Annotated in this window: 18 protein-coding genes; 16 read left to right on the top strand and 2 right to left on the bottom strand. The window is 45.1% G+C overall.

Annotated elements, in window-relative coordinates; all coding sequences use genetic code 11:
* Positions 1 to 184 precede the first annotated feature (184 nt).
* Both QFZ81_RS23025 and QFZ81_RS23020 read right to left on the bottom strand, forming a co-directional pair.
* The gene (locus QFZ81_RS23025; RefSeq protein WP_307441142.1) at positions 185 to 1342 is read right to left on the bottom strand and encodes a Ger(x)C family spore germination protein; all 1158 of its coding nucleotides are present in this window, start codon (positions 1340 to 1342) and stop codon (positions 185 to 187) included.
* Complete coding sequence (locus QFZ81_RS23020) at positions 1329 to 2843, bottom strand: spore germination protein (protein ID WP_307441143.1); 1515 nt, start codon at positions 2841 to 2843, stop codon at positions 1329 to 1331. The genes QFZ81_RS23025 and QFZ81_RS23020 overlap by 14 nt, the downstream gene beginning before the upstream one ends.
* Positions 2844 to 3060: 217 nt before the next feature.
* Between QFZ81_RS23020 and QFZ81_RS23015 the strand changes: the two genes are divergently transcribed.
* The 16 genes from QFZ81_RS23015 to QFZ81_RS22940 all read left to right on the top strand — a co-directional run bounded on the left by QFZ81_RS23015 (position 3061) and on the right by QFZ81_RS22940 (position 23869).
* On the top strand, positions 3061 to 4866 hold the full coding sequence (locus QFZ81_RS23015; protein ID WP_307604911.1) for a sensor histidine kinase: 1806 nt from the start codon (positions 3061 to 3063) through the stop codon (positions 4864 to 4866).
* Positions 4859 to 6469, top strand: coding sequence for a response regulator (locus tag QFZ81_RS23010; RefSeq protein WP_307441145.1), 1611 nt, complete (start codon positions 4859 to 4861; stop codon positions 6467 to 6469). The genes QFZ81_RS23015 and QFZ81_RS23010 overlap by 8 nt, the downstream gene beginning before the upstream one ends.
* Before the next feature lie 88 nt (positions 6470 to 6557).
* Entirely contained in the window at positions 6558 to 7475 is a 918-nt protein-coding gene (locus QFZ81_RS23005; RefSeq protein ID WP_307441147.1) for a carbohydrate ABC transporter permease, read from the top strand.
* Positions 7462 to 8319 carry a carbohydrate ABC transporter permease gene (locus QFZ81_RS23000; RefSeq protein ID WP_307441149.1) on the top strand — a complete coding sequence of 286 codons (858 nt, stop codon included), beginning with the start codon at positions 7462 to 7464 and terminating at the stop codon, positions 8317 to 8319. The genes QFZ81_RS23005 and QFZ81_RS23000 overlap by 14 nt, the downstream gene beginning before the upstream one ends.
* A 112-nt stretch (positions 8320 to 8431) precedes the next feature.
* On the top strand, positions 8432 to 9769 hold the full coding sequence (locus tag QFZ81_RS22995; protein ID WP_307604909.1) for an ABC transporter substrate-binding protein: 1338 nt from the start codon (positions 8432 to 8434) through the stop codon (positions 9767 to 9769).
* Positions 9770 to 9871: 102 nt separating this feature from the next.
* On the top strand, positions 9872 to 11527 hold the full coding sequence (locus QFZ81_RS22990) for an MGH1-like glycoside hydrolase domain-containing protein (RefSeq protein ID WP_307604907.1): 1656 nt from the start codon (positions 9872 to 9874) through the stop codon (positions 11525 to 11527).
* Positions 11528 to 11533: 6 nt separating this feature from the next.
* Entirely contained in the window at positions 11534 to 12466 is a 933-nt protein-coding gene (locus QFZ81_RS22985; protein ID WP_373463703.1) for a glycoside hydrolase family 43 protein, read from the top strand.
* Positions 12467 to 12756: 290 nt separating this feature from the next.
* The gene (locus tag QFZ81_RS22980; protein WP_307441158.1) at positions 12757 to 13614 is read left to right on the top strand and encodes a MurR/RpiR family transcriptional regulator; all 858 of its coding nucleotides are present in this window, start codon (positions 12757 to 12759) and stop codon (positions 13612 to 13614) included.
* Positions 13607 to 14629, top strand: a complete 1023-nt coding sequence (locus tag QFZ81_RS22975; protein ID WP_307604905.1) for a serine hydrolase domain-containing protein — start codon at positions 13607 to 13609, stop codon at positions 14627 to 14629. Before QFZ81_RS22980 ends, QFZ81_RS22975 begins: the two co-directional genes overlap by 8 nt.
* A gap of 40 nt (positions 14630 to 14669) precedes the next feature.
* The gene (locus QFZ81_RS22970; RefSeq protein WP_307604904.1) at positions 14670 to 15971 is read left to right on the top strand and encodes an ABC transporter substrate-binding protein; all 1302 of its coding nucleotides are present in this window, start codon (positions 14670 to 14672) and stop codon (positions 15969 to 15971) included.
* Positions 15972 to 15999: 28 nt separating this feature from the next.
* On the top strand, positions 16000 to 16926 hold the full coding sequence (locus tag QFZ81_RS22965) for a carbohydrate ABC transporter permease (protein WP_307441163.1): 927 nt from the start codon (positions 16000 to 16002) through the stop codon (positions 16924 to 16926).
* A gap of 123 nt (positions 16927 to 17049) precedes the next feature.
* A complete protein-coding gene (locus QFZ81_RS22960) occupies positions 17050 to 17874 on the top strand; it encodes a carbohydrate ABC transporter permease (protein ID WP_307441164.1) in 825 nt (274 codons plus the stop codon).
* A 1-nt stretch (position 17875) separates the two neighbouring features.
* The gene (locus QFZ81_RS22955) at positions 17876 to 18895 is read left to right on the top strand and encodes an N-acetylglucosamine kinase (RefSeq protein ID WP_307604902.1); all 1020 of its coding nucleotides are present in this window, start codon (positions 17876 to 17878) and stop codon (positions 18893 to 18895) included.
* 39 nt (positions 18896 to 18934) lie between these two features.
* On the top strand, positions 18935 to 19846 hold the full coding sequence (gene murQ, locus QFZ81_RS22950) for an N-acetylmuramic acid 6-phosphate etherase (protein WP_307604900.1): 912 nt from the start codon (positions 18935 to 18937) through the stop codon (positions 19844 to 19846).
* 686 nt (positions 19847 to 20532) lie between these two features.
* On the top strand, positions 20533 to 22356 hold the full coding sequence (locus QFZ81_RS22945) for a sensor histidine kinase (RefSeq protein WP_307604898.1): 1824 nt from the start codon (positions 20533 to 20535) through the stop codon (positions 22354 to 22356).
* Positions 22346 to 23869, top strand: coding sequence for a response regulator transcription factor (locus QFZ81_RS22940; protein WP_307604895.1), 1524 nt, complete (start codon positions 22346 to 22348; stop codon positions 23867 to 23869). Before QFZ81_RS22945 ends, QFZ81_RS22940 begins: the two co-directional genes overlap by 11 nt.
* The last annotated feature ends 12 nt before the right edge of the window (positions 23870 to 23881 follow it).

Here is a 23881-nt window from a genome sequence, read left to right as displayed (position 1 = left end):
ACTTGCCTAAGGACTCTATGGTTAGTTTGGAAGAACTCATGAAGGGATTTAAATAAACGATAATAACGAGATAAAACAACAGAAGGACAATGGCATCCGTTTTAGCTTGTTGTTTCCATACCCGTATAAATCCCTTGAACCCTAAACAAATAGCAAGTAAGAGGAGCGCGTTATTAAGAAGCATTTACTGGTCACCTATGATTTGGGTCATGCCCAGTTTTTCAATTTTGACATCGACATGAACAGGAATGGACATTGTCGGATATACATGAACCCATTCATTTTTCAACTTTTTCCATTCTTTTGGGTGATGCTGGATGAAATGGTCGGAAATCCCGAGAAGGTCTACTTTCAGATCTTGTTGAAAATGTGTTAAGCAATCATGAATGATTTTCTCCAAATGCTTGGAGGTAACTTGTTCCAGTTGAGCAAATATAACCGGATCGCTGAGTGCAAGATGTTGATTTATTTCACCCAAGGTTGCTTTGAAATTCAACTGAACATCTAATTTAGGCTTGCCCTTGATGAAATCGCTTTGAATTTCTCTTTTTGAGATTCGAAGAAAACAGGTCACTTTCGTGGATTTGTAATCCAAGGTTTCTGTAAATTCATAGTTTTTCCATTTACTTTTCTCAGATAACCAATGGACAACCCGCACTTCATTTCCATCCAGCCAGTCAACGAATTTCCCTTTGTTAATAACAGCTCCGCCATTTAAAAGCAGAGATGATGGAGAAGTATTAGATTTTTGTGACGCAAATATTCTGCCTAAAACAAAGCCCCTGTATGGATTAGTGTAGCGGTCGGCCACTTTATGTATCATCAGACTGTAGCTCTTGCCCCACTCTTTTTCATTTCGGACGATCCCCAGCAGCACATTCGAAGTCAGTTCGCTAATATTGGTTTTTCTTTTCAGTAAATCCTCCGCTTTTCCCTCACTAACAAGTAGGTGACCTGTTATGCGAATTTGACGGTTTCTTGTTAGGAAATCTACGACATCATAAAGGGAATGACGTGCTGCAGCTTCACCTACAATAAAGAATTTATTATGCTGCCATACCAAGGATTTACCTACACGGTTACGCAAATTTCTTGCCGCATCCACTATCGAATCTCCAACTGCACTATCCACCAACTCCGTTGGTTTACCTGTTTTCTCCGTACTTGTCGTTGCGGGTAAAATACAATAGATCGTAAATACATATTTATTACTTTCCTTGTCATAATCAATACCAGTTGCCATAACTAAATCAATATCGCTGATTTCCTTAATATCAGGTGAACAGCCAACTAATAATGAAAGGATTGAACACATAGCCAGGAACCTTTTAACGTTCTTCATACCCCTCGCCTTCAATTCCAAAAATAAATTTCCCCTTCACCTTTGCCGTACGATCTGATTTCTTCTTATACGATGAGTCACTTCGATATCGGGCCGGCAGGAGGATAAATTTCTTAAATGTATTTTTTAAGCTTTCAGAATCGACCGGTTCTAAGAATGGTACTCCACAGAACCGTAAGGAACATAGATGCAAAAGGATTGCGAACAATCCCAGAGAGAGCCCAAAGACACCGGTAGAAGCTGCAAGAAGCATAAGAGGAAACCGTAACATTCGCAAAGCAATGGCTGTACTAAATGATGGAATTGTAAAGGATGCAATTCCAGTCATGGCAACTACGATCACAACTGGACGGGAAACGATTCCCGATTGTACCGCTGCTTCTCCAATGATGAGAGCACCTACGATACTGACAGATTGACCGACAGCGCGAGGCAGCCGCAAGCTGGCTTCACGCAGCACCTCGAACGCCACCTCCATGATGAAAGCCTCGATAAAACTCGGAAAAGGGATCCCCGCTTTGGCAGAAAGGAAGGCCATCATTAGCGGAGTAGGGACCATTTCCAGATGGAACGTAGTCAAGGCGATATATAAGGAAGGCCCAAACAAGGAAGTAAACAGAGTGATCAACCGTATTAAGCGCAAAAAATTAGCAAAATAGAATCTTTCGTAAAGATCTTCACTGGGATGCATCATCTCGAAAAATGAGCTGGGGGCAATTAAAGCGATCGGAGTCCCATCCGTTATGATCACGATTTTCCCTCTGTTCAGGGCGGTAACAATTCGATCGGGGCGTTCCGTATTTAGAATCTGAGGGAAAGGCGAAAACGTACTGTCCTGAATCCATTCCTCTATTTGTGCACTATCTACTAGAATATTCAAGTCTATCGCTTCGAGTTTTCTCTTCAATTTTTCTAATATGGTATGATCAACCTGATTATCGAGATACAAGACGGATACTTTTGTTTGACTTCGTCGTCCAATGATATAGGATTTCGATTTCAAATCCGATGTCTTCAGTCTTCTATAAACCATCCCCAAATTAATTTGCAAATCTTCGGTGAACCCCTCACGTGGCCCACGTACGTTGACTTCAAGCTTTGGTTCGTCTATCGCGCGTGTCTCATATCCGGGCAGCATCATTCCGTATGACTCAGAGCGACCTTCAATAAAAATAACGAAGCCAGCATCCGTAACCATGCTCACGACCGCATCTAAATTCGGCAATAGTCTAACTGCGCCTAGCGAGTATAACGATCCTGTAATCGCCTCATCCACTTGTCCCTTCCAGTAAAGAAGATCTTCCGACATTTTACGGATGATTTGTTGATTCAATATGTTTTCATCAACAAGGATATTTAAGTAAATGATAGACGCTAACGATTGACCGTCATTTTTGGTGATGTTTCTGACAACTAGATATTCATTTTGACTAAAATATTGCAATAATTTCTCAAGATTTTGGGAAACGGAAGTACTGATGGGTTCCTGTTTTAGTTCCATTTTCCAATCCCCTCAAAGTGAAATGATCTTAGGTCAAATCGGAAACATTTCATAATAAAGAAATTATTCACTTTACTTCCTAGAATTATGCAAAAACAATTTGAACAATAACTCCGACACCTCATTGGATGTGTTTTTTTGTTGACAAACCCCAGCTGCTAGGCGTTATATGGATGTAATTAACTAGCGATGGTTGAGCAGACTGAGGGGGTTTACGATGTTCTATTCGCTCAAAAACCGATTGATCGTTTTTTTCGTGGTTTTGTTGTTCGTTTCGTTCGGGACGATGTCCTATCTTTTTTTCACGGAGTCCCGCTCCATTATTCGCTCCTATATCGAGTCGTCAGCCTATGAAAAGATGGACGAATATGGGTCGTTCGTCAATATGGCGCTTGTGCAAATCTACGATGTTTCCTCGATTGTGTTTAATAGCAGCACAACGAATAGTTGGGATACTGCGCTCTCTGATCCGGCTTTGCCCGCAGGCGAGAAGATGCTCGCGAACATTAATTTAAGCAAGTTTTTGACACAGACGACGAACAATTATTCGATTGTATCGTCGGTCACCGTGTATCAGCAAGAGGGGATGTGGATCTCCTCGGATAATCAGATCACCAATGATACATCGTTCAAGAGTGAGCAGTGGTATGATCATTTTAAAACAAGAGGAATCCAATGGGTATCCGCTCATCAAGACCCGGTTGAGGTAAGACGCTCGAAACCATTTGACGTGCTGAGTTTATTGCTTCCTATCGGCACTTTTGAGCCCTCTCAATCCAAAAATATGATGAAAATCAATGTAAAATCCGAATTCTTTCTCGAACCGCTAAGTCGGATTCATCTTGGAGAGAAAGGCACGATATTCCTGTTGGATGGGCAGGGAGATTCTGTTTTAGGCCAACAGGAATATGCTTCCTCCCATCCGGAGGCAGCGAAACAAATGGAGGCAATCCGCGCGAACCATCTCCAGAATGGGGTTGTCTACTTAAAGAATGAGCATGGCACTAAAGACATTCTCGTCTATAAAAAGCTGAAGCTTAATAATTGGCTGCTGGTCGGCATTGTGCCTGAAGCTGATCTATACGGCAAGCTTTACAAGCTTCGAACGAGCATCCTGATCTTCGCATCATTATTGCTTGTTGCAGCCATTGCTACTGCGATATGGCTTTCGCATGGGATTTCCAAACCGCTCTCTCGGCTCGCCTCCGCGATGCGTTATGTGCAGATGGGCGATTTCCACGCCGCAGAGAATCGGATTCCGGCCGAGGCAAGAGTTCGGAATGAAGTCGGCTATGTGACGACAACGTTCAGGAACATGGTGAGTCAGTTAAGACACCATATTACGACGGAATTTGAGCTAAAGCTGCTTAGGCAGCAAGCAGAGTATAAAGCGTTATTGATGCAAATTAATCCTCACTTTCTATTTAACACGTTAGAACTGCTAAGCAGTCTGGCGATGCAGCATCGCACACAAGATACTGTGAGAGTGATTGAATCTCTTGGGAAAATGATGCGCTTCTCTCTAAGAATCAGCGATGATCTGATACCGCTGGAAGAAGAACTGAAATATGTACGTCATTATGTGTCTATCTTGCAAATCCGATTTGCCGAACGACTTCAAATTATTATTGAGGAAGACGAAAATATGCGTCAATGCGTCATACCTAAATTCATTTTGCAGCCTTTAATTGAAAATGCCGTGAAGTACAGCTTTAGGGAACAAGCAGAGGCTAACGTGATTATAAGAGTACGACATGAACATAACCGACTCATCCTTTCCGTTACGGATAACGGTCCCGGGATTCCAGAGGAACTGGCACAGCAACTGAGAACGGAATCGTTAACCTCGCAGTTTGAGCAAATATTGAACAGCCGATCACAGCAGATCGGATTACGCAATGTCTTAGCTAGATGCCAACTTTATTATGGGCCGTTGTTTGCTTTTGAGATCGTTTCCACAAAGGAGCATGGGACCTATATAGCACTTACTTTGCCGCTGCAAGGAGGAACGATAGATGTATAGTGTACTCATCGTTGATGATGAACCCGAAATTCGGCAAGGACTGAGGCTCAAAGTTGACTGGGAAAGCCTCGGGTTGTCTATCGTAGGAGAGGCGGGAAACGGGGCCGAGGCTGTAGCATGGTTGACGAATCATCCAGTTGACATTGTGATTACAGATATGAACATGCCTATGATGGATGGGGTATCCTTTTTGGAAGCATGCCATGAGCACTATCCTTCTTTACGGCTGATCGTCATTACAGGCTATGAAGATTTTCATTATGCCAAGGCAGCTATTCGTCATCAGGCGAGGGATTATTTGCTGAAGCCGGTCACGCAAGATGAACTCAGAGAGGCTATGCTAAAGGTTATCTATGAGCTCGATGCGCAGCGAAACGAGCGCGATCAGCAAGTTATGATGGCGTGGCGGCTTTCGCAATATTATAAAGAAATGAAAGAGCATTTTATCGTTCACCTAGTTAAAGAGGAATTGGCACGGGAAGCAACGATTAAGGAGAAGGCCAAGTTGTTTCAATTGGATACCTGGGAGGAATGCCGTGTTTGTTTCCTTACAGCAGGTTTCATGGAACGCACGGGTGGCGAGGGGCGATTAGAACGTTCGCCGGACAAGCTGCGGCTGCCGTTTGAAATGGTTTGCAGGGAAGTTGCAGAGATCATCCCAGGTCAAATTCAAGTCTTCCGCGATGCGAACTATGCAGGATTAATGCATTTTATAGCTGTGGCGTCCCATACAAACCTAGATCACTTGGTCGATACGCTTCGCATTGCCGTGACCGATCATTTGGGATACCAGCCAGTGATTAGCATTGGCAAGACGGTTATTGGGCTTAATCAGTGGAAGGATGGTTATCTGTCTTCACTATTGGAGTGGAACTTGAAGGGCAATAAAGATTCACAAACCCTGCACAATCTATCAACGCCGGAGGCCGTACTCTCAGAGGAAACGAATAAGGTCATGCAGCGTTATTTGGCTCGTGGCGAGCTTGCTGCTTTCGAACAGGCGATTCACAAAGAATTGAATGAAGCTTTCGCAGCTTCACAAGCCAGATTCGTTAAACTCATTTTTCAGCTGTATCTAATGCTGGACACGCTCGCCTATACGGCCCGCATTGCCTTGGATAACGGCGAACAACTGTGGATTCGTCCCGAGCAAGTATGGGGATTCGATACGGCAGCTAAAGCACAGCAATTTCTATATAACCTGGCACATAAAATTGTCAGCTCGGGCAATGATCCTGTCGGAGATGATTTTTCCATGATACAAGCCGCTGAGCAATTCATTCATGATAACTATATGTACGATATTAATTTGACTATGCTGGCCGAACGTTTTAATTATAATTCTTCGTATTTCTCCGAAATGTTCAAAGCCAAAGCCGGAAAAACGTTCATTCAATACATCACTGATGTGCGTATGGCAAAAGCTGTACAGCTGCTTGAAGAAACGATGCTGAGCTTATGGGATATCGCTGAACTGACAGGCTTTTCGAATGCCAGTTACTTCAGTTCTAAATTTAAACGCATGTATGGGATGCCGCCATCTGATTATCGTCTTCGTCTCACAGTACCTGAAAAAATTGATAATCAAGAGCCGAAGAAATAGCATTCAAAGGAGCACCTATAATCCTTATGATGATCTTACAAGTGATGAGTATTCATCGCTATCGATCACGAAGGAGGAGGGCGCTCTCATGTCATCATTAAGTAAAACCGCCCTTTCGCGGCAAAATCGCACAGCTTATTTATTTTTATTACCTTGGTTAGTTGGTTTTTTCTGCTTAACATTGGGCCCTATGCTGGGGTCGCTGTATCTTTCCTTTACGAAGTTTAATTTATTGAATGCCCCCAGATGGCTAGGACTAGATAATTATGTGCAAATCTTTAACGAAGATGACTCCTTTTATCACTCAATGGGGATAACCTTTCAATATGCCCTATTATCAGTGCCCCTAAGACTTATTTTTGCTTTAATAGTGGCCCTGGCGCTAAATAAAGGGATTCGTGCACTTGGGGTTTATCGGACGGTTTATTACATCCCATCCCTACTTGGGGGTAGCGTTGCGATCGCTATCGTTTGGAGGAAAATATTCGATGGGGATGGATTATTCAATCAATTCCTAAGTTGGTTTGGTATTCAGGGCCCAGCTTGGGTGGCGCACCCTGATTACATCATGTCCACGATCATCACCTTGTCTGTATGGCAGTTTGGATCGGCCATGGTCATCTTTCTGGCAGGACTTAAGCAGGTACCAGCTGATCTTTATGAAGCGTCACAAGTAGATGGAGCAGGGAAAGTACGACAGTTTTTTCAAATTACACTTCCACTGTTATCACCGGTTATTTTTTTCAACCTTGTGATGAGCATTATTAATTCGTTTCAAGTATTTACACCCGGTTATGTCATCGGAGATGGACGTGGAGGACCGGTAAACTCGACTTTATTTTATACCTTGTATTTATATTTGAAAGGGTTTTCCTTTTTCGATATGGGATACGCATCAGCGCTTGCTTGGATTATGCTTGTTGTAATCGGTGTGCTAACGGCGATTGTATTTGTGACATCGAAGTATTGGGTATTCTATGGGGACGGCAAGGATGAAGGGAGATGACCAGATGATTTTGAACACGAATTACACCAAACTGCTGAAGCATCTGTTGATTATCGCCTTTGGCTTGTTGATGCTCTATCCAGTCTTATGGCTGCTTAGCAGTTCCTTTAAGCCGAATCAATTGATTTTCTCAGATACAAGTCTTTGGCCTAAGAAAGTGACGTTTGACAATTATATGAATGGTTGGAAAGGGCTGCAGGGCACAACGTTTGGTCGTTTCTTCCTTAATTCAGCTCACATCTCGGTGCTCTCCGTCCTAGGCAACATTATCACATGCTCCTTTGCCGCCTATGCGTTTGCACGGCTAGAATTTAGATTCAAAAAGTTTTGGTTTAGCCTTATGCTGGTCACCATTATGCTTCCGTACCATGTCACTTTGGTTCCTCAATACATTATTTATAACAAGATTGAATGGATCAACACGTATTTACCGCTAATTGTACCGAAATGGTTAGCACATGATTCGTTCTTCATCTTACTCATGGTTCAGTTCATTCGAGGAATTCCGAAGGAATTGGACGAAAGCGCAACCATTGATGGCTGCGGGCAAGGCCAAATTTATTTTCGCATCATTTTGCCGCTTCTTGTACCAGCTTTAATCACAACCGCTATTTTCACGTTCATCTGGACATGGGACGACTTTTTCTCGCAAATGATTTACCTCAACAATATCAAGCTGTTTACCGTTCAGCTCGGTATTCGCTCGTTATTTGATCCATCGGGAGAATCCGATTGGGGAGCGCTGCTCGCAATGTCCGTTCTTTCGCTAGTTCCGATCATGACGATATTCCTCACTTTCCAGAAGTACTTTCTAGAAGGCATTGCGACTACCGGACTGAAATAACCCGAAAAAATGACGTATCAACACCCGAAGAAATGACATTCTATTGGTTTTCAAAATGGATTACGATCAGGTTGTAAACGGTTCCTAATATTTGTTCAGGGGGAGATTTCATATGAAAAAACGATTTGCGATAATGACACTTGCCATGTTGATGGCCGTTACAACGGCTTGTTCTACAGGGACAGGCACGGGAAACAGCAGCGCTCCAAACGCAACAGCTGCAGGTACAGCTAAAGAAGTAGCAAAGGCAGAACCGGTAGAGCTAAGAATTATGTGGTGGGGTGACCAAAAGCGGGCAGATCGTACCAATGAGGCACTTCGTAAGTTCGAGGAGAAAAACCCGAATATCAAAATTGTCGGTGAATTTGCCCCGAGTTCAGGTTATTTCGATAAGCTAAACACGCAGTTGGCTTCCGGTACTGCGCCAGATGCGTTTTTCCTCGGAGGGAACGTAGTCGATTATGCGAATAAAAACGTGCTGCTTGAACTGGATCCATTCGTGGGGAAAGAGCTTGATTTAAACGATATGGACAAATCGATGATCCAATACGGTACATTCAAAGGAAAGCTGCTTCACGTCTCCGCCGGAGCTAACGCACGTGGTATCGTCGTTAATACGGAGTTGTTCAAAAAAGCAGGCATTCCTGTTCCGCAAGATGGTTGGTCATGGGCAGATTATGGACGAATAAGCAAAGAGATTACAGATAAACTCGGTAAGGATGTATTCGGGACATACAATTTCACGGTTGACGGTATGGATATTTACATGAAACAAAGAGGCAAACAGCTCTACGATATGGATAACGCTAAGCTAGGCTTTGAACAGAAGGATGCGGAAGAGTGGTTCACTTTATGGGATACGATGACAAAAACAGGCGGCGTTGTAACACCAGCTTTGCAAGTATCCAATCCGCCGTCAGATACAAGTAAATCGCTTGTTGTAACCGGTAAAGTGGCTATGAGCTTGCTCGCATCCAATCAACTGGGCGCTCATCAAAACCTGATTCCAGACCAATTGGCACTTGTTCAACTGCCTCGCGGACCAAAAGGGACCGGTGTTGTCTTCGAGTCGAGTCAAGGGTTATCTGGTTATGCGAAAACAAAACATCCAAAGGAAGTTGCGATGCTCATGAACTATTGGATCAATGATCCGGACGCGGCGAAAATTCTTGGTAATGATCGTGGTGTTCCTGTAACTTCCAAAATGCGGGATCTTCTGAAAAAGAATGCCAACCCGGTTGAGCAGGTCATCTATGATTACACAAGCCGCGTTTCGGCAGCGACAAATAAAGAGCCGTTTGCGATCAGTTATAACCCTCCAGGCAATACGGAATATACGAAACTAATTGAGACAACTGTGCAAGAAATTGGCTTTGGTAAAAAAGATGTGAAAAAAGGCGTAGAGGATTTCTATAACGGAACCGTAAAAATTTTCAACAATAACAAATAACGAAAGCCGCTTGTCGGGAGAAATAGGCTGCCAATGGCAGTCTATTTCTTTTCTATTGGATGTCATAGGACGTATTCCTAACTAGAGAGAAGAGGCGGATATATGAAAGAAGCATTGTTGAGTAAGCTGCGAGGGATTCATACGGAGGAGCGGATTGGCACTTTAAAAAAGGAATCCGATAGCCCCGTTCTTGCGGAATGGAACCAATCGGGAGTGAAGTTTGCGGCATCTTCCGATAAATTGGAGGGTGTGTACTACGAAGCTCTGCGTAAACTATTGGACTGTGTCGTACCGACGGGTGGAGAGAAGCCTATATTGCATGAAGGTGGTATTTATCTAGGGTGCTGGTTGGAAAGCACGGGGACGATTAACGCTGAATTGTTATCGCGTTTCATTCCTTCTGTTTCGCAATCCACTTATGAATTGTTTGCTGATTATCAACGTGAAGATGGTCTAATGCCTTATAAACTCACGGAGTCGGGTCCTTCTTACAGACAAATTCAATTAGTGACACCGCTTGCTAGAAGTGTATGGAATCATTATCAGTTGAATGGGCAGGATAAGACGTTTTTACGAAAAATGTATACAGCTATGCAGAAGTATGATGATTGGCTGCATACCTATCGCAATACGCGCGGAACGAATGGGGTGGAAGCCTTTTGCACATTTGATACGGGACATGATTTATCCCCCCGCTTTTGGCATGTTCCGGATACGCCCCATGGTAATGACGCAAGAATTTGTAATCCGGACTCCCCAATCTTGCCATTCGTTGCGCCTGATTTAACGGCCAATGTATACTGTCAGCGACTCTACCTAGCGAGAATTGCGGAAGAACTCGAGGAGAGTGGCGAGCCTTGGCGGGAAAAGGCGGAAATGAGCTTAAACAGCTTGTTCCAGTTTTGTTTTGATGAGACAGATCAGTTCTTTTATGATCTGGATAAAAATGATGAGCATGTTCGTGTACAGTCCGATGTCCTTCTGCGTGTGCTCGCATGTGAAGTGGGTGATCGAGCCTTCTTTGATCAAGCTTTGCACAAATACTTGTTGAATACGCGAAAGTTTTTTGCCAAATATCCATTTACGTCGATCGCTATGGACGATCCGAGATTTGACCCTTTTTCCAGTTATAACAGCTGGGCAGGGCCATCCAATTTCCTTAGCTTGATCCGTGCACCGCATGCATTTGAGCATCATGGAAGGTTTGTAGAACTCACCTATGTGTTATATCCGTTAATGGCTGCATTTCATAAAATGACACGATTCGCTCAAGCGCTAAGTCCATGGACAGGCGAGGAGGGTTTTACGGAGACTTATTCACCGGCGATTTTGTGTATGTTGGACTATGTTGAACGTTTGAGCGGTATCATGCCTAGACCAGAAGATGAACTTTGGTTTACAGGATTGCTTCCTTATGCAATTGATCACGGGGAAGTGATTGCGAATGGGACTGCTTACAGTCGGGTTATAAATGGTGTTACATTTGAGCTGGTTAATACAATGGCTGAATCCGTGGTTTATCGAGACGGTGTGGTCACTCTACAATTTCCAAATGGCTTAAGAGCCGTAACCGACCGTCAAGGAAAATTGAAGTCGTTTATCGGTATGACTGTTCGAACGGTAGAAGGAGTTATCTCGTATGAAGGGCGCGAATGGCATGTTGCTGTGAAAGGAAATGAACGGATCGATTTGGTAAACGGTTTTGAGTTGAAAAAGCGACCAGCTGATTTAGGCGTTATTGCACCAACTTATGGATAGTCAGCAATGAAAGAAAGTGAGGAAATGGCGATGGTTGCAAAAAAAGATTTACAGATTCGCGATCCGTTCGTTCTCCCAGTGGCGGAAGAAGGAAAGTATTATTTATTTGGCAGTACAGATAAGAATATTTGGGGGAAAGGAACTGGCTTTGACGTGTATGTTGGCGACGATTTAGAGCATTGGGAAGGACCCTATCCGGCGTTCAGGCCAGATGCGGATTTCTATGCGGAAAAGAATTTCTGGGCTCCTGAAGTTTACGCATACAAAGATCGCTATTATATGTTTGCGACGTTTAGACGCAAAGACAATCAATTGCTGGGCACCGCGGTGCTGGTAGCGGACCATTTGTTAGGTCCTTTTGTCCCTCATAGCGATGGGCCCGTAACGCCGAAAGATTGGAGCTCACTTGACGGCACGTTGTTTATTGATAAAGAAGACGCGCCGTGGATGGTCTTTTGCCACGAATGGCAGCAAGTCGCCGATGGGGAGATGTGCGCAGTCAGGTTAGCGGAAGATTTGAGTAGCGCTGTAGGTGCTCCTGTCTTACTGTTCCGAGCTTCGGAGGCACCGTGGACGACCTCTTTTATCGCGGAAAAGTATCAAAATCAGGAAAACTATGTGACGGATGGTCCCTATTTGTTTCATGCTTCCAACGGGGAGCTGCTGATGCTTTGGGCTAGCTTTATCGATAATAAATATGCGCTTGGTATTGTGAAATCACGAAATGGCAGCGTTTTGGGCCCTTGGAGTCACGAATCCCAAGCCCTTTATCGGAATGATGGTGGACATGCCATGGTTTTTCGAGCGTTGGATGAACGATTGATGCTTGCCATTCATACACCCAATCAAACGCCACATGAGAGACCCATTTTTCTGGAGATCACGGAAAAGTTTGCTGTGCTCGAGCTTGCGTTGAATCGGATGAATGAGCTGGGTTAGCTCTCGAGCTTTCACAAAACGATAAGGTCACCTTGGCATGCCCTATAATTCGAAAAAAATCTATTCGTCATGTATTCGGAATGATTAACTGATAAAGATAAGATCAAGCCCTCAATCAAATGAGAGGATTTGATCTTTTTTTATTAAAAATAAGTTTGATTGATCTCTATCTAAACCTGATGTAAAATTTGAAATAATATTTCAGAAATATATAGACAAAGTGAAATAAAACTCTATAATAAGGGTATGCAAGTTCAAAGTTACACATGAAACCGTAGAGGGTGACTCCCATGTTAAAAGGTGGATTAGTAAGTATAGAAGCGGCTATGGGGAGCTTAAAGCCCATGGAGCGTAGGGCTGCACAATATATTATGGAACACCCGGAACAGGTAGTCAGCCTTTCCGTGCAGAAGCTGGCAGAGTTTGCTGACGTAAGTGAAGCAACGATTGTAAGACTTTCACGCTCCCTTCACTGTAAAGGATTTCAAGAGTTGAAGCTGAGGATCGCTGGTGATTTATCACAATCGTCGCTGCCTACAGAATCGTACCAAGAAATCCGTACCGACGGATCTATCGTAGATCTCATCAAATCAGTATCCAATAACAATATTGTTTCTATCCAAGATACTTTAACGGTACTATCTCCGGAAAGTGTGGAAAAAGCCATAAATTCACTGAGCAGCGCAAGAAAAGTCGGCGTGTTCGGTGTAGGCGCATCGGCGGTTATCGCGAAGGATTTCATGCAAAAGCTAACGCGTATTAATCGCTGGTGTGAAATTGGTACCGGGTTTGATGCTCAGGCAACCATTGCGGCCAATCTAATTCCCGGTGACGTAGTCTTCGGTATTTCCTATTCAGGCCAAACCGAAGACATGATTCGTGCGTTGGCCGTAGCCAAAAATAACGGTGCCTCAGTCATAACGCTGACCCGGTTCGGAGCCAATCCAGTAGCGGAGCTTGCGGATATACAGTTGTTTATAAGCACCTTAGAGAAGAGTATCCGCAGCGGGGCAATGGCCTCAAGGATTTCCCAACTGAACGTTATCGATATTTTGTACGCGGGAATCGCTGGCCGTCATTATGAGGAAAGCATCAAATCTCTGGAAAAGACGCGACAAGCCGTCATGGCGGGGAAACGCAATGGATAAAGTCGATCGCTTGGTAGAAGGATGGGTGCGCGATGGGCACTTGCCCGGCGCTGTGCTCGACATTACTGTATCGAACCGCTTTCGATTTCAAAAATCATATGGATCATACTCCGACGGGACAAGGGAACATCCGATTCATCTGAACACTATGTTCGACATCGCATCCCTTACGAAGGTAACCGTTACGCTTCCAGCTATTCTCGTTCTGGTGGCCAAAGGGAAGCTATCGCTGGATAGCTCCGTGCAGGCTTACTTGCCTGCATTCCGCCATCCGCAAGTAACACTTCGTCATCTATTGATACATGCGTCCGGGCTGCCGCCGGATTTACCTTATCTTCCGCGCAAAGCAGCCAGGCCTAGCCTAATCGACGAAATTCTGGCGCAAGAGCTTTTATTTCAGCCAGGTAAGGATAAGCTGTATAGTGATCTTGGTATGATCCTCCTTGGGATCATTGTAGAACGTGTGTCTGGGGAGCCGCTGGATCGCTTTGTTAAGCAGCATGTATTCGATCCACTTGTGATGCGGCATACGGTTTTTAACCCTGGCTCCGAACTTCGAGATCGTATTGCCGCAACCGAACAGGTAGATAGAGCATATGTCATCGGCGAAGTTCATGATGAGAAGAGCTTCCACCTCGGCGGTGTTACAGGCAGCGCGGGATTATTCGCAACAGCGGACGACCTAGCACGCTATGCGGCATGGTGGTTGCAGCCGGAACATTGGGATATTGTTCCCCCATCGCTAATGCGAGAAACCACGGCGGCTCCTATACGTGGCCGCGGACTTGGCTGGGAGGTCAAGCATGATCCTACAAACGTCCCGAGCTGCGGAGAAAGCTGGCCTACGGGTAGTTTCGGTCATACAGGTTTTACCGGAACGAGCTTATGGATTGAGCCCGAACAGGGCATCAGCGTCGTATTTCTTACCAATGCGGTTCATTTGGGGCGAAATAACAAGATCCGTGAGCTGCGTCCAATTTTACATGAAACGGTTTTGTCCTCGTATCTATCATGAGGTTAAACATATAAGTAAACATTAAAGGGAGGCTTTCTAAATGAAACGTTTATTCAGTGGGGCATTATTAACTATGGTCGCTGCTTCTTCTATGCTTGTCGCTTGCAGCAGCAATACCGCAACTCCTAGCACGACACCTGGTGGAGCAAGTACGGCACCATCGGCAGCACCTCAGGAAAAAGTGAAGTTGACAATGGGCAGCTGGCGTACTGAAGATGTGGAAGCTTACGCTAAAATCATTGCTGAATTCAAGAAAAGCAACCCGAACATTGATATTGATTTCAAGCCGATTAAAAATACGGAATACAACACAGCCCTTAACACAGGTCTGCAAAGTGGAAATGGCCCTGATATTATTCATCTTCGTCCTTATGCTGCAGGTGCTGTGTTGGCAGATGCCGGTTACTTAGAGCCGTTGACAAGCATCAAAGGAATGGACGTATTCTCGAAGGACACCTTGCTGGCCGCTACAGGAACAGATGGTAAAGTATACGGCGTACCAACAGTATTCAGTTCCACGCAAGTTTTTTATAACAAGAAAATCTTCCAAAAATATAATCTTACAGAGCCTAAAACGTGGGATGAGCTGTTGAAAACGGCTGATACTTTGAAGAAAAATAAAGTAACTCCGTTTGCTTTCGGCTCTAAGGAAGGTTGGATTCTTTCCCTGACTCAAGGAACACTTGCACCTTCCGTTTACGGTACAGATTTCATTAAGAAGATACTTGCTGGCGAAGCGAATTTCAAAAACCCGGAATATGTAAGTTCGATTAAAATGCTCAAAGATATGACCCCGTACTTCCCAGATAACTATGTAGGGATCGGTATGGACGATATGAGAAACATGTTTGTTTCCGAGCAAGCAGCCATGATGGTAATGGGCGATTGGGAATATGCCGTCATGAAGAAAACGAATCCAGATCTACAAATGGATGTGTTCCCAGTTCCTCCGATGAAAGCGGATGGCAAAGCAACGGTTACGACTTGGGTAGACGGCTCTTTTTCAGTGAATGCAAAATCAGCTCATAAGGCGGAAGCTCTGAAATTTATGGAGTTCTTGACAACGAAAGAGTTCGGAGCGCTTGCTGTAAATGAACTTCAAAAACCAAGCACAATCCCAGGTGTGGCGGCAAAAGATCCGCTTGTAGCCAAAATTGCTAAGAATGCAGATACGATATCTACACCTTACGCATCAGTTGTCTATTTCAATGCAGGCAACCCTACGACCAAATCTACTTTAGAAAACGCAATTCAAGGGATGTATTTAAACAAATTGACTCCGGAGCAAGTGACGGAAGAAGTTCAAAAGAGCGCTGATACATGGTTCAAGCCTAAGAAATAAATTAGTTTAAAAAGAGGGGTGGGGGCACATGAATAACTTTGCAAAATCGTCTTGGTGGAAAAAGGGAGCAGTTCATCTGTTCCCGGTTCCTGCCCTCGCTGTTTACATTCTCTTCGTGATCTATCCGATCCTTTCGGCTTTCGGTTACAGTTTTTATGACTGGAAAGGTCACACCCGCGGGGAGTTTGTGGGGCTAGGCAACTTTGTGAGCCTGTTTACGAAAGAACCGTTCAACCATTTATTTTGGAATGCGTTCGGTCATAATCTTTATTATTTTGCTGTTGAAATGGCTGTTCAGAACGTGATTGCGTTCGTACTTGCCTATCTTGTTTACAGCAAACTTAAGGGTTCGAACTTTCTGAAAATGGCTTACTTTTTACCGAGGCTGCTTTCTGTCATCGTTGTAGGCTTTTTGTGGAAACTCATGTTGAACCCGAACAACGGTATTGTCAATGTGCTGCTCAAAAAGATCGGTCTTGTTTCGTGGGCTAAGCCTTGGCTCGGGGATCCGGCTTATGCGTTAACATCAATTACAATAGTCAACAGTTGGTTTGGCGTAGGTTTCTCCATGTTGATATTTCTCGCAGGTTTGCACGCAATTTCGACAGAAGTCATTGAAGCGGCGAGACTGGACGGAGTAAAAGGTTTTCGTCTGATCCGTTCCATTATCCTGCCGATGATGAGTCAGTCATTAATCATTATTACTGTGTTTACCTTTATTCATGCTTTCGAAGCGTTCGAACTCATCTATGCCATGGAAGGTTCACAAGGAGAACCTTACAACTCCACCGATACGCTTGCTGTGTTCTTTTATCGGATTGCGTTTGGCGGCTCATCTGGCGGCGATTCGGTCGCATTAGGCCTAGGCTCGGCACTGGCAGTGGTACTATTTTTCATTATCGCAACCATTTCCGCTTTGTTCCTGTACTTCACTAGGAACCAATCGGCGCAGTGATAATGAGAGACTTTGAACTACGTCCAAAGATCCCAGAGCGGAGAGACTTTGAACTACGTCCAAAGATCCCAGAGCGGAGAGACTTTGAACTACGTCCAAAGATCCCTATATTAGGAGGCACACATGAAAACCAACAAATCCGTTCGGGGGCTCCAATACGCTGCGGCGTACTTGGGTGCACTGGTCAGTTTGTATCCGATCTTTCTGATGCTGACCTCCTCTTTCAAGACGAATATCCAAATTTTGAAAAACCCGATGTCGCTTCCGACTTCTATATCGTTTACGGCATATAGTAAGCTAATCCATCAAATTCCGTTCGGAACTTATTTTTGGAACAGTGTCGTGGTTAGTGTCGTTTCCGTAGCTTTGATCTTGCTGTTTGGCGTTTTGGCGTCATTTTATATCGCAAGATATCCGTTCCGTTGGAATGGTGCGCTGTTCTTCTTTTTCCTCTTAGGCATGATGATTCCAATTAAGCTTGGGATCGTACCCTTGTTCCTATTAATGAAGAAGCTATCCCTTTTGAATAGCGTTTGGTCTCTAGTCAGCGTGTATACGGCGATTGGATTGCCGCTTGCTGTCTTGATCTTAACTGGTTTTTTTAGAACGCTGCCGAAGGAGCTAGAGGAAGCAGCGCGCATCGATGGTTCTTCGGATTTCGGTGTCATGTGGCATGTCTTGCTGCCGCTTATTCGCCCTGCACTGGGAACGGTCATGATTATGAATTTTATTATGGCGTGGAACGATTTCTTTTTCCCGCTGATTTTTATCCAAGACGATATGAAAAAGACGATACCGGTTGGCATGCTGTCACTTTTCGGACAGTACTCTACGGATTTAAGTATGCTATTTGCCGGGCTCACGTTGGCTTCCGTGCCAATGATTGTCATGTTTTTCCTAGCGTCGAAACAGTTTATGGAAGGCATGACGGCAGGAGCGGTGAAATAATATGGCTGAAACTAGATATATTGGGATTGACGGCGGAGGGACCAAAACGGTATGTATTCTCGGCGATGCGGAAGGCAACATTTTGGCTGAAAGCCGTGGGGAATCCAGCAGCGTGAAGTCTCGTCCATGGGAGGATGTTCAGCGAGTTCTGCTCACACTTATCCGGGACGTTTTAGACCAATCGGATACGGACATGTCCCGGTTAGGTGGGATCTTCCTCGGCTTAGCAGGGAGTGACCGCCCCGAAGACCGGAAACGGATCGGCGACTGGCTGCAAACCGAATTGCCGGAAGGTGTTCCGATTACCGTGCACAATGATGCAGTGACCGCTTTGGCCGCCGGTACTTGGGGACAGAAGGGCATAGCTCTCATTTCAGGCACAGGTTCGATCGCATATGGATTCGATCCTGAGACGGGCGGTTTTGTAAGAGTCGGAGGCTGGGGTTATTTACTCGGCGATGAAGGAAGCGGGTTTGATCTTGGGCGGAAAGCGCTGGTGGCCGTTATGCGAGCGTATGACGGTCGAGGAGAGCCTACAGCTTTAACAGGGTTAGTTCTTGAACGTTGGTCCTTGCAGCACCCTGGGCAATTGATCAATACCATTTATGGCCATGACAATGTACGGACCGCGATTGCGGATGGATCCAAGCTTGTCATGCGGGCTGCAGCAGATGGGGATCCGATTGCTGTTAAGCTCGTGGAAGAAGCGATTCAGGAGCTAGAAGAACTCGTAAAGACTGTTATAACTTCCATGGAGAAACAACAGCCAATAAAGGTAAGTGACAACTATAACTTGGCGAAGAATACAATCCCTCTTGTGATAACAGGCGGCTTATTTTCAGATCAAATGTTCGAGCATCGCTTTTTGCAAACACCGTTGATGCGGTCCGGCAAGTTCGATGTTCGGTTGCTCGAACGCCCACCTGTGATTGGAGCATATCTACTTGCCTTAAAGGAACGGGGCTTCGAATTAACGGAAGCAATGAAACAACGGATAGCAGCATTTGTCTTTCATATATAGTGGCAATGTAACGCATCCATAAAAAGGAGGCAAGGTAACGTGGTACAACAAGTGAATCAAACGGTTACCGAGCAGAGAAACGCAAAGTCAAGTCACCTTGACCGACTAACTGTTCGGGAGATCGTGACTCTTATGAATGAAGAAGACCAAACGGTAGCTCTCTCCGTAAACGGAGCTTTACCGCAAATCACTGATGCAGCTGAAGCGGTGGTCGAAGCCATGACTCGCGGAGGCCGACTTTTCTATATTGGAGCTGGAACCAGTGGCCGTCTCGGCGTTCTAGATGCATCCGAATGCCCGCCTACGTTCGGTGTTGAGCCGGAGCTTGTGAACGGCATTATTGCTGGAGGAGAAATAGCCATTCGTGCAGCAGTAGAGAACGCTGAAGATGATGAAGAAGCTGGTGTACGTGCGATAGCGGATGTTGTTCGAGCTGGTGATGTAGTCGTCGGCATTACAGCAAGCGGAACCGCTCCCTATGTTATTGGCGCTATACGAGAGGCTAACCGGTTGGGTCTATCGACGATCGGCATAAGCTGTAACCGGGATACACAGCTAAGTGCAGTTGTGAAATATCCGATCGAGGTGCCTGTCGGGCCTGAGATTATTACGGGGTCGACAAGGTTAAAGGCGGGAACGGCGCAAAAAATGGTTCTCAACATGATCTCCACGACCGTGATGATTCAGATGGGTAAAGTTTATGGAAATCTGATGGTAAATGTTCAGGCGACGAATAAAAAGCTTAGGGATCGTACCGTGCGGATTATTCAAGAGGCGACTGGCACAGATGATGAAACGGCCCGCCGCGTCGGAGTGGAAGCTAAGGGAGATGCCAGAGTTGCGATTCTGATGCTGATGTTCAACGTAAGCCGGGAGAAAGCTTTGGATGCGCTTGTTCAAGAAAATGATCATTTCGGTAATGCTGTAAAGCAGCTCGAACAAACTCAATAAGAAATCATTCTATTTAAACCTTATATGCCTAGCTGATAGTATCAGTTTAGGCATTTTTATTTTGTGTGGGAAATTAAGGAAATCATGAAAGATGCCGATCTGTGGATATGTGTGGGTTTTACGTCCTGAGAAGGCAGAAAAGGCTGTCTCGGAGGCTCGAATGCAGCGAAAGAGGTGCGAGACGTCAGATAAGGACCTCTCAGCTGCTGAAAGCAGGCGAGTTAGCGGGTTTTGCGTCCTGAGAAAGCAGAAAAAGCTGTCTCGGAGGCTCGTATGGAGCGAAGTTGGTGCGAGACGTTAGAAAAGAACTTCTCAGCTGCTGAAAGCAGGCGAGTTAGCGGGTTTTGCATCCTGAGAAGGCAGAAAAGGCCGTCTCGGAGGCTCGAGTGCAGCGAAAGAGGCGCGAGACGTCAGAAAAGGACCTCTCAACCGCTGAGAGCAGGCAAGTTAGCGGGTTTTACGTCCTGAGAAGGCAGAAAAAGCTGTCTCAGAGGCTCGAATGCAGCGAAAGAGGTGAGAGACGTCAGAAAAGAACTTCTCAGCTGCTGAGAGCAGGCGAATTAGCGGGTTTATGCTACAAGAGGTTATGTTGTTTTGGAGAAGTTAACGCATAAAAGGATGCGAATTCATGTGCGATCTCTGATATGCTATAATGTACCCGATTAACAGCAGGAGTTGATGGCAGGATGGGGTTCCGTAAGATGTACCGAAATTACTTAAAAAATAACTTATTTATGAAGCTGCTTCTCCTGTTCTCATTGATAACCGTCATTACGATTATTTCGTTTTCTTATTTCATGTATCATTCGATGTCGCAAGCGGCGATTAATCGTGAGCTGGATATACAGAAGAAGGCAATGACGAATGTGAACAATTATTTGGGGGGGAAATACGATTCAGCGCAGTCTATCGTGTTCGGCTTATATCGGGATAGTTCGCTTGCCGCGGGCATCTCTTTCATGCTGCAGCACCCTTTCCAAGAATATGTGCAGCATGGCCTGGAGCAATACAATTTAGGCGGCAACAGCACGTGGAATGCCGGCCTGCAATATTTTAAAAATCGGGTGGAAGATGACGAAGATATTCGCAGTCTGATGCTGTACAGCGTGGATCAACAGACCTTATACGTGCTGGATCATAACCGGCAATTGAAGATCGTTCCTACGAATGCAGCCCACTCCTACATTCCTGAAGTCATGGCGCTTGATAATAAAAGCGTTACCTTGCCGAATGTATGGGTACGTGAAGCCGCTAGTCAATGGGATAACCATCTGTACTCGATTAGGACGCCAATCAACGACAAGCAAACTTTGAAAAATATAGGGCAACAGATCGTGTACTTCAGTGCGGATGGCATTTGGAAGATTCTGCCCAATGATAAGGAAGAGTTAAAGGGGACGATTCTCGTTCTATCACCAGATGGAGGCATCCTGTTTGATTCTTCGGATCAGTATTATGGCAAGCCCTATCCTTTCATGAATCAGGTCAGTTCGTTATACGAGAATAGTGGTTCGAATCAAAGTGGTTATGTGACGAAGCTGACGCAGAGCAAAGGGGATTTTATTGTCGTCGGGATCATTCCGAAGAATGAACTTGAAGCATCCTCAAGGCGAATCGGGAGCATGATCTTTATGATTAGCGCGATATGTATCTTTTTCGCCATTCTGATTCCATCTCTGGTTGTGATGAATGTCTCTAAACGCACCAACCAGATCATTCGCTTTACGCGGAAGGTCAAACAAGGCGATCTGAATGCGCGGATTCCGGATGTGCGAGAGGACGAGCTGGGACAAATATCTCGCAGCTTCAATGAGATGATCGAGGAGTTGAATCAATATATCGATAGGGTGTATAAGGCGGATATTAAGCAGAAGCATACAGAATTAACGGCTCTGCAGGCTCGCGTCAATCCACACTTTTTATATAATACTCTCGAAGTCATTCGGATGCGGGCTATCTCTCACGGGGCTCATGACGTTGGCGAAATGATTTACAGCTTATCGGCGTTATTCCGAAGCCTGGTACAGCAGAAAAAGATTTACACACTGAAGGATGAGCTGGAAGCCTGCCGCTTATACCTCGAGCTGTTCCAGATTCGCTATAAGGACAAGTTCACGTACTCGATCGAGTGGGATCGGAAGCTGGCACCTACACGTGTAATGAAAATGTCGCTGCAGCCTGTAATTGAGAATTACATCGTACATGGCTTGCGAAGCGAATGCACCGATAATGAGCTTCATATTCGTGTGAAACAAACGGAAGAGTTCCTTCATGTGCAAGTGGAAGACAACGGAAACGGTATTACGCCAGAGCGTTTGAGCGAGCTGGAGTCATTCTTACAAGCAGAGGAAACCGAAGGCGAATCCTTCGGCTTGCGGAGCATCAATCAACGCCTCAAGTTGCTCTACGGCAGCAAGTTTGGCGTGAAATTATGTAGTGAACCAGGTAAAGGCACGGTAGTAGACATATGGCTGCCTATGGACGACGGAAAAGAGGGTTATGATGTTTAGGGTTTTTCTTGTGGACGACGAGCCTTTCATAATAGAAGGGTTATATGACATTATTGATTGGGCCGAAGCGGGTTTGGAAATTGTCGGACATGCCAGCAATGGTCAGAAGGCTTTGGATGCCCTGCAGGAAACGTCGGTGGATATTTTGTTGACGGATATTTCCATGCCGGTGATGACCGGTTTGGATCTGATTCGCCATGCCCGAACGGTTCATCCCGATTTGAAAGTCATCGTACTCAGCGGCTTCGATGAGTTTACCTATTTAAAAGAAGGCATGCAGCTCGGCATCGAAAATTACCTGCTGAAGCCCATCAATATCCAAGAGCTAAAGGCAACGCTTCACAACACCGTCGAGAAGCTGAATACGTTCGAAGAGACTCGGCAGGTTCAGGCCTACAGCAAACAAATATTAAAAGATAACACGCTTCATCGTTGGTTAACCCATCAGATTGCGCCTTTGGAATTTTACGAACGCGCGGACCTTCTGGGCATGAACCTTGATCGTGCTTATATGATAGCTTCTGTACTCCGAGCGACATCTGATGCTGCCGAGGTTTTCGAGTTTATCTCCGATCGGGTGCAGTCCTATGATTGGATCACCTCATTCTTCGATATGGATGGCGATGTCGTCCTGCTTGCAGCTATGGATGATGCTGACTGCGGCAGAACGGATATGACCGCTTTGCTTCAGCAGCTTCAGGCTGATCTTAAGGATCGTCCTCTCCGCATATCTATCGGCAGTGTAGAGCTTCTGCCTGAACAGGCCGGACAAAGCTATGCAGCCGCGAAGAAAGCGCAGGAGTATTTCTGGGTATATACGGAACTGAATATGATTGATTATACAGAGCTTGCGATGAATCAAGACAATCGAAAGGTCGACTTCTCCATTATTGATTGGCCGGTCTATGCGAAACTAATTATTGCCAAAGATCAAGAAAATTTGCGTGAGCAAATTCAAAACGATTTCAAACGGATTAGGGCGCTTCCGGGAATTACGCCGCACGATTTTCAGAATATCGCCTTTGAGATGATCATTCATTTCAAGCTGGAGATCAAAGCGATTCGCCATACCGAGGAACTCGATGCCTATAATCACGCTTTTCACCAAATCAGGAGCGCGGTTACGCTGGAAGAGCTGGAAACGGCCATCCTCGAAATTGCCCATACGACAATCGGTTTCTTAATTTCAGACGTTCGAAGTCCGATTGTGCAGCAGGTTTTAAAATATATCCATCAATCCTATGCGGAAGAGCTATCGCTCAAAATGCTGGGGGCGCACTATCATATTCACCCCGTTTATTTGGGACAATTGTTCCATAAGGAAATCAATGAGACGTTTACGGAGTATATCAATCGGTACCGAATCGAGAAAGCAAAGGAACAGTTAAAGACAACGAATTTGAAGGTTCATGTTATTGCCAAAGATGTGGGCTATTCGGAATTAGGCTACTTTTATAAACAATTTAAAAAGTATGTGGGAATCTCCCCAACGGATTACAGAGGATTGCTCTAGGGAAAACTGAGG

The sequence above is a fragment of the Paenibacillus sp. V4I9 genome (assembly GCF_030817295.1).
Classification (GTDB): domain Bacteria; phylum Bacillota; class Bacilli; order Paenibacillales; family NBRC-103111; genus Paenibacillus_E.
Note: the sequence above shows the minus strand (reverse complement) of the source record. Positions and strands in the feature narration are given on the sequence as shown.

What these genes read in the sequence shown, in the direction of transcription:
- QFZ81_RS22980 (WP_307441158.1), top strand. Translation starts at nt 12,757, where the DNA reads ATGTTAAAAGGTGGATTAGTAAGTATAGAAGCGGCTATGGGGAGCTTA.
- QFZ81_RS22940 (WP_307604895.1), top strand. Translation starts at nt 22,346, where the DNA reads ATGATGTTTAGGGTTTTTCTTGTGGACGACGAGCCTTTCATAATAGAA.
- QFZ81_RS22995 (WP_307604909.1), top strand. Translation starts at nt 8,432, where the DNA reads ATGAAAAAACGATTTGCGATAATGACACTTGCCATGTTGATGGCCGTT.
- QFZ81_RS22970 (WP_307604904.1), top strand. Translation starts at nt 14,670, where the DNA reads ATGAAACGTTTATTCAGTGGGGCATTATTAACTATGGTCGCTGCTTCT.
- QFZ81_RS23000 (WP_307441149.1), top strand. Translation starts at nt 7,462, where the DNA reads ATGAAGGGAGATGACCAGATGATTTTGAACACGAATTACACCAAACTG.
- QFZ81_RS23010 (WP_307441145.1), top strand. Translation starts at nt 4,859, where the DNA reads ATGTATAGTGTACTCATCGTTGATGATGAACCCGAAATTCGGCAAGGA.
- QFZ81_RS22990 (WP_307604907.1), top strand. Translation starts at nt 9,872, where the DNA reads ATGAAAGAAGCATTGTTGAGTAAGCTGCGAGGGATTCATACGGAGGAG.
- QFZ81_RS22985 (WP_373463703.1), top strand. Translation starts at nt 11,534, where the DNA reads ATGAAAGAAAGTGAGGAAATGGCGATGGTTGCAAAAAAAGATTTACAG.
- QFZ81_RS23025 (WP_307441142.1), bottom strand. Translation starts at nt 1,342, where the DNA reads ATGAAGAACGTTAAAAGGTTCCTGGCTATGTGTTCAATCCTTTCATTA.
- QFZ81_RS23015 (WP_307604911.1), top strand. Translation starts at nt 3,061, where the DNA reads ATGTTCTATTCGCTCAAAAACCGATTGATCGTTTTTTTCGTGGTTTTG.
- QFZ81_RS22955 (WP_307604902.1), top strand. Translation starts at nt 17,876, where the DNA reads ATGGCTGAAACTAGATATATTGGGATTGACGGCGGAGGGACCAAAACG.
- QFZ81_RS23005 (WP_307441147.1), top strand. Translation starts at nt 6,558, where the DNA reads ATGTCATCATTAAGTAAAACCGCCCTTTCGCGGCAAAATCGCACAGCT.
- QFZ81_RS22945 (WP_307604898.1), top strand. Translation starts at nt 20,533, where the DNA reads ATGGGGTTCCGTAAGATGTACCGAAATTACTTAAAAAATAACTTATTT.
- QFZ81_RS23020 (WP_307441143.1), bottom strand. Translation starts at nt 2,843, where the DNA reads ATGGAACTAAAACAGGAACCCATCAGTACTTCCGTTTCCCAAAATCTT.
- QFZ81_RS22965 (WP_307441163.1), top strand. Translation starts at nt 16,000, where the DNA reads ATGAATAACTTTGCAAAATCGTCTTGGTGGAAAAAGGGAGCAGTTCAT.
- QFZ81_RS22975 (WP_307604905.1), top strand. Translation starts at nt 13,607, where the DNA reads ATGGATAAAGTCGATCGCTTGGTAGAAGGATGGGTGCGCGATGGGCAC.
- QFZ81_RS22960 (WP_307441164.1), top strand. Translation starts at nt 17,050, where the DNA reads ATGAAAACCAACAAATCCGTTCGGGGGCTCCAATACGCTGCGGCGTAC.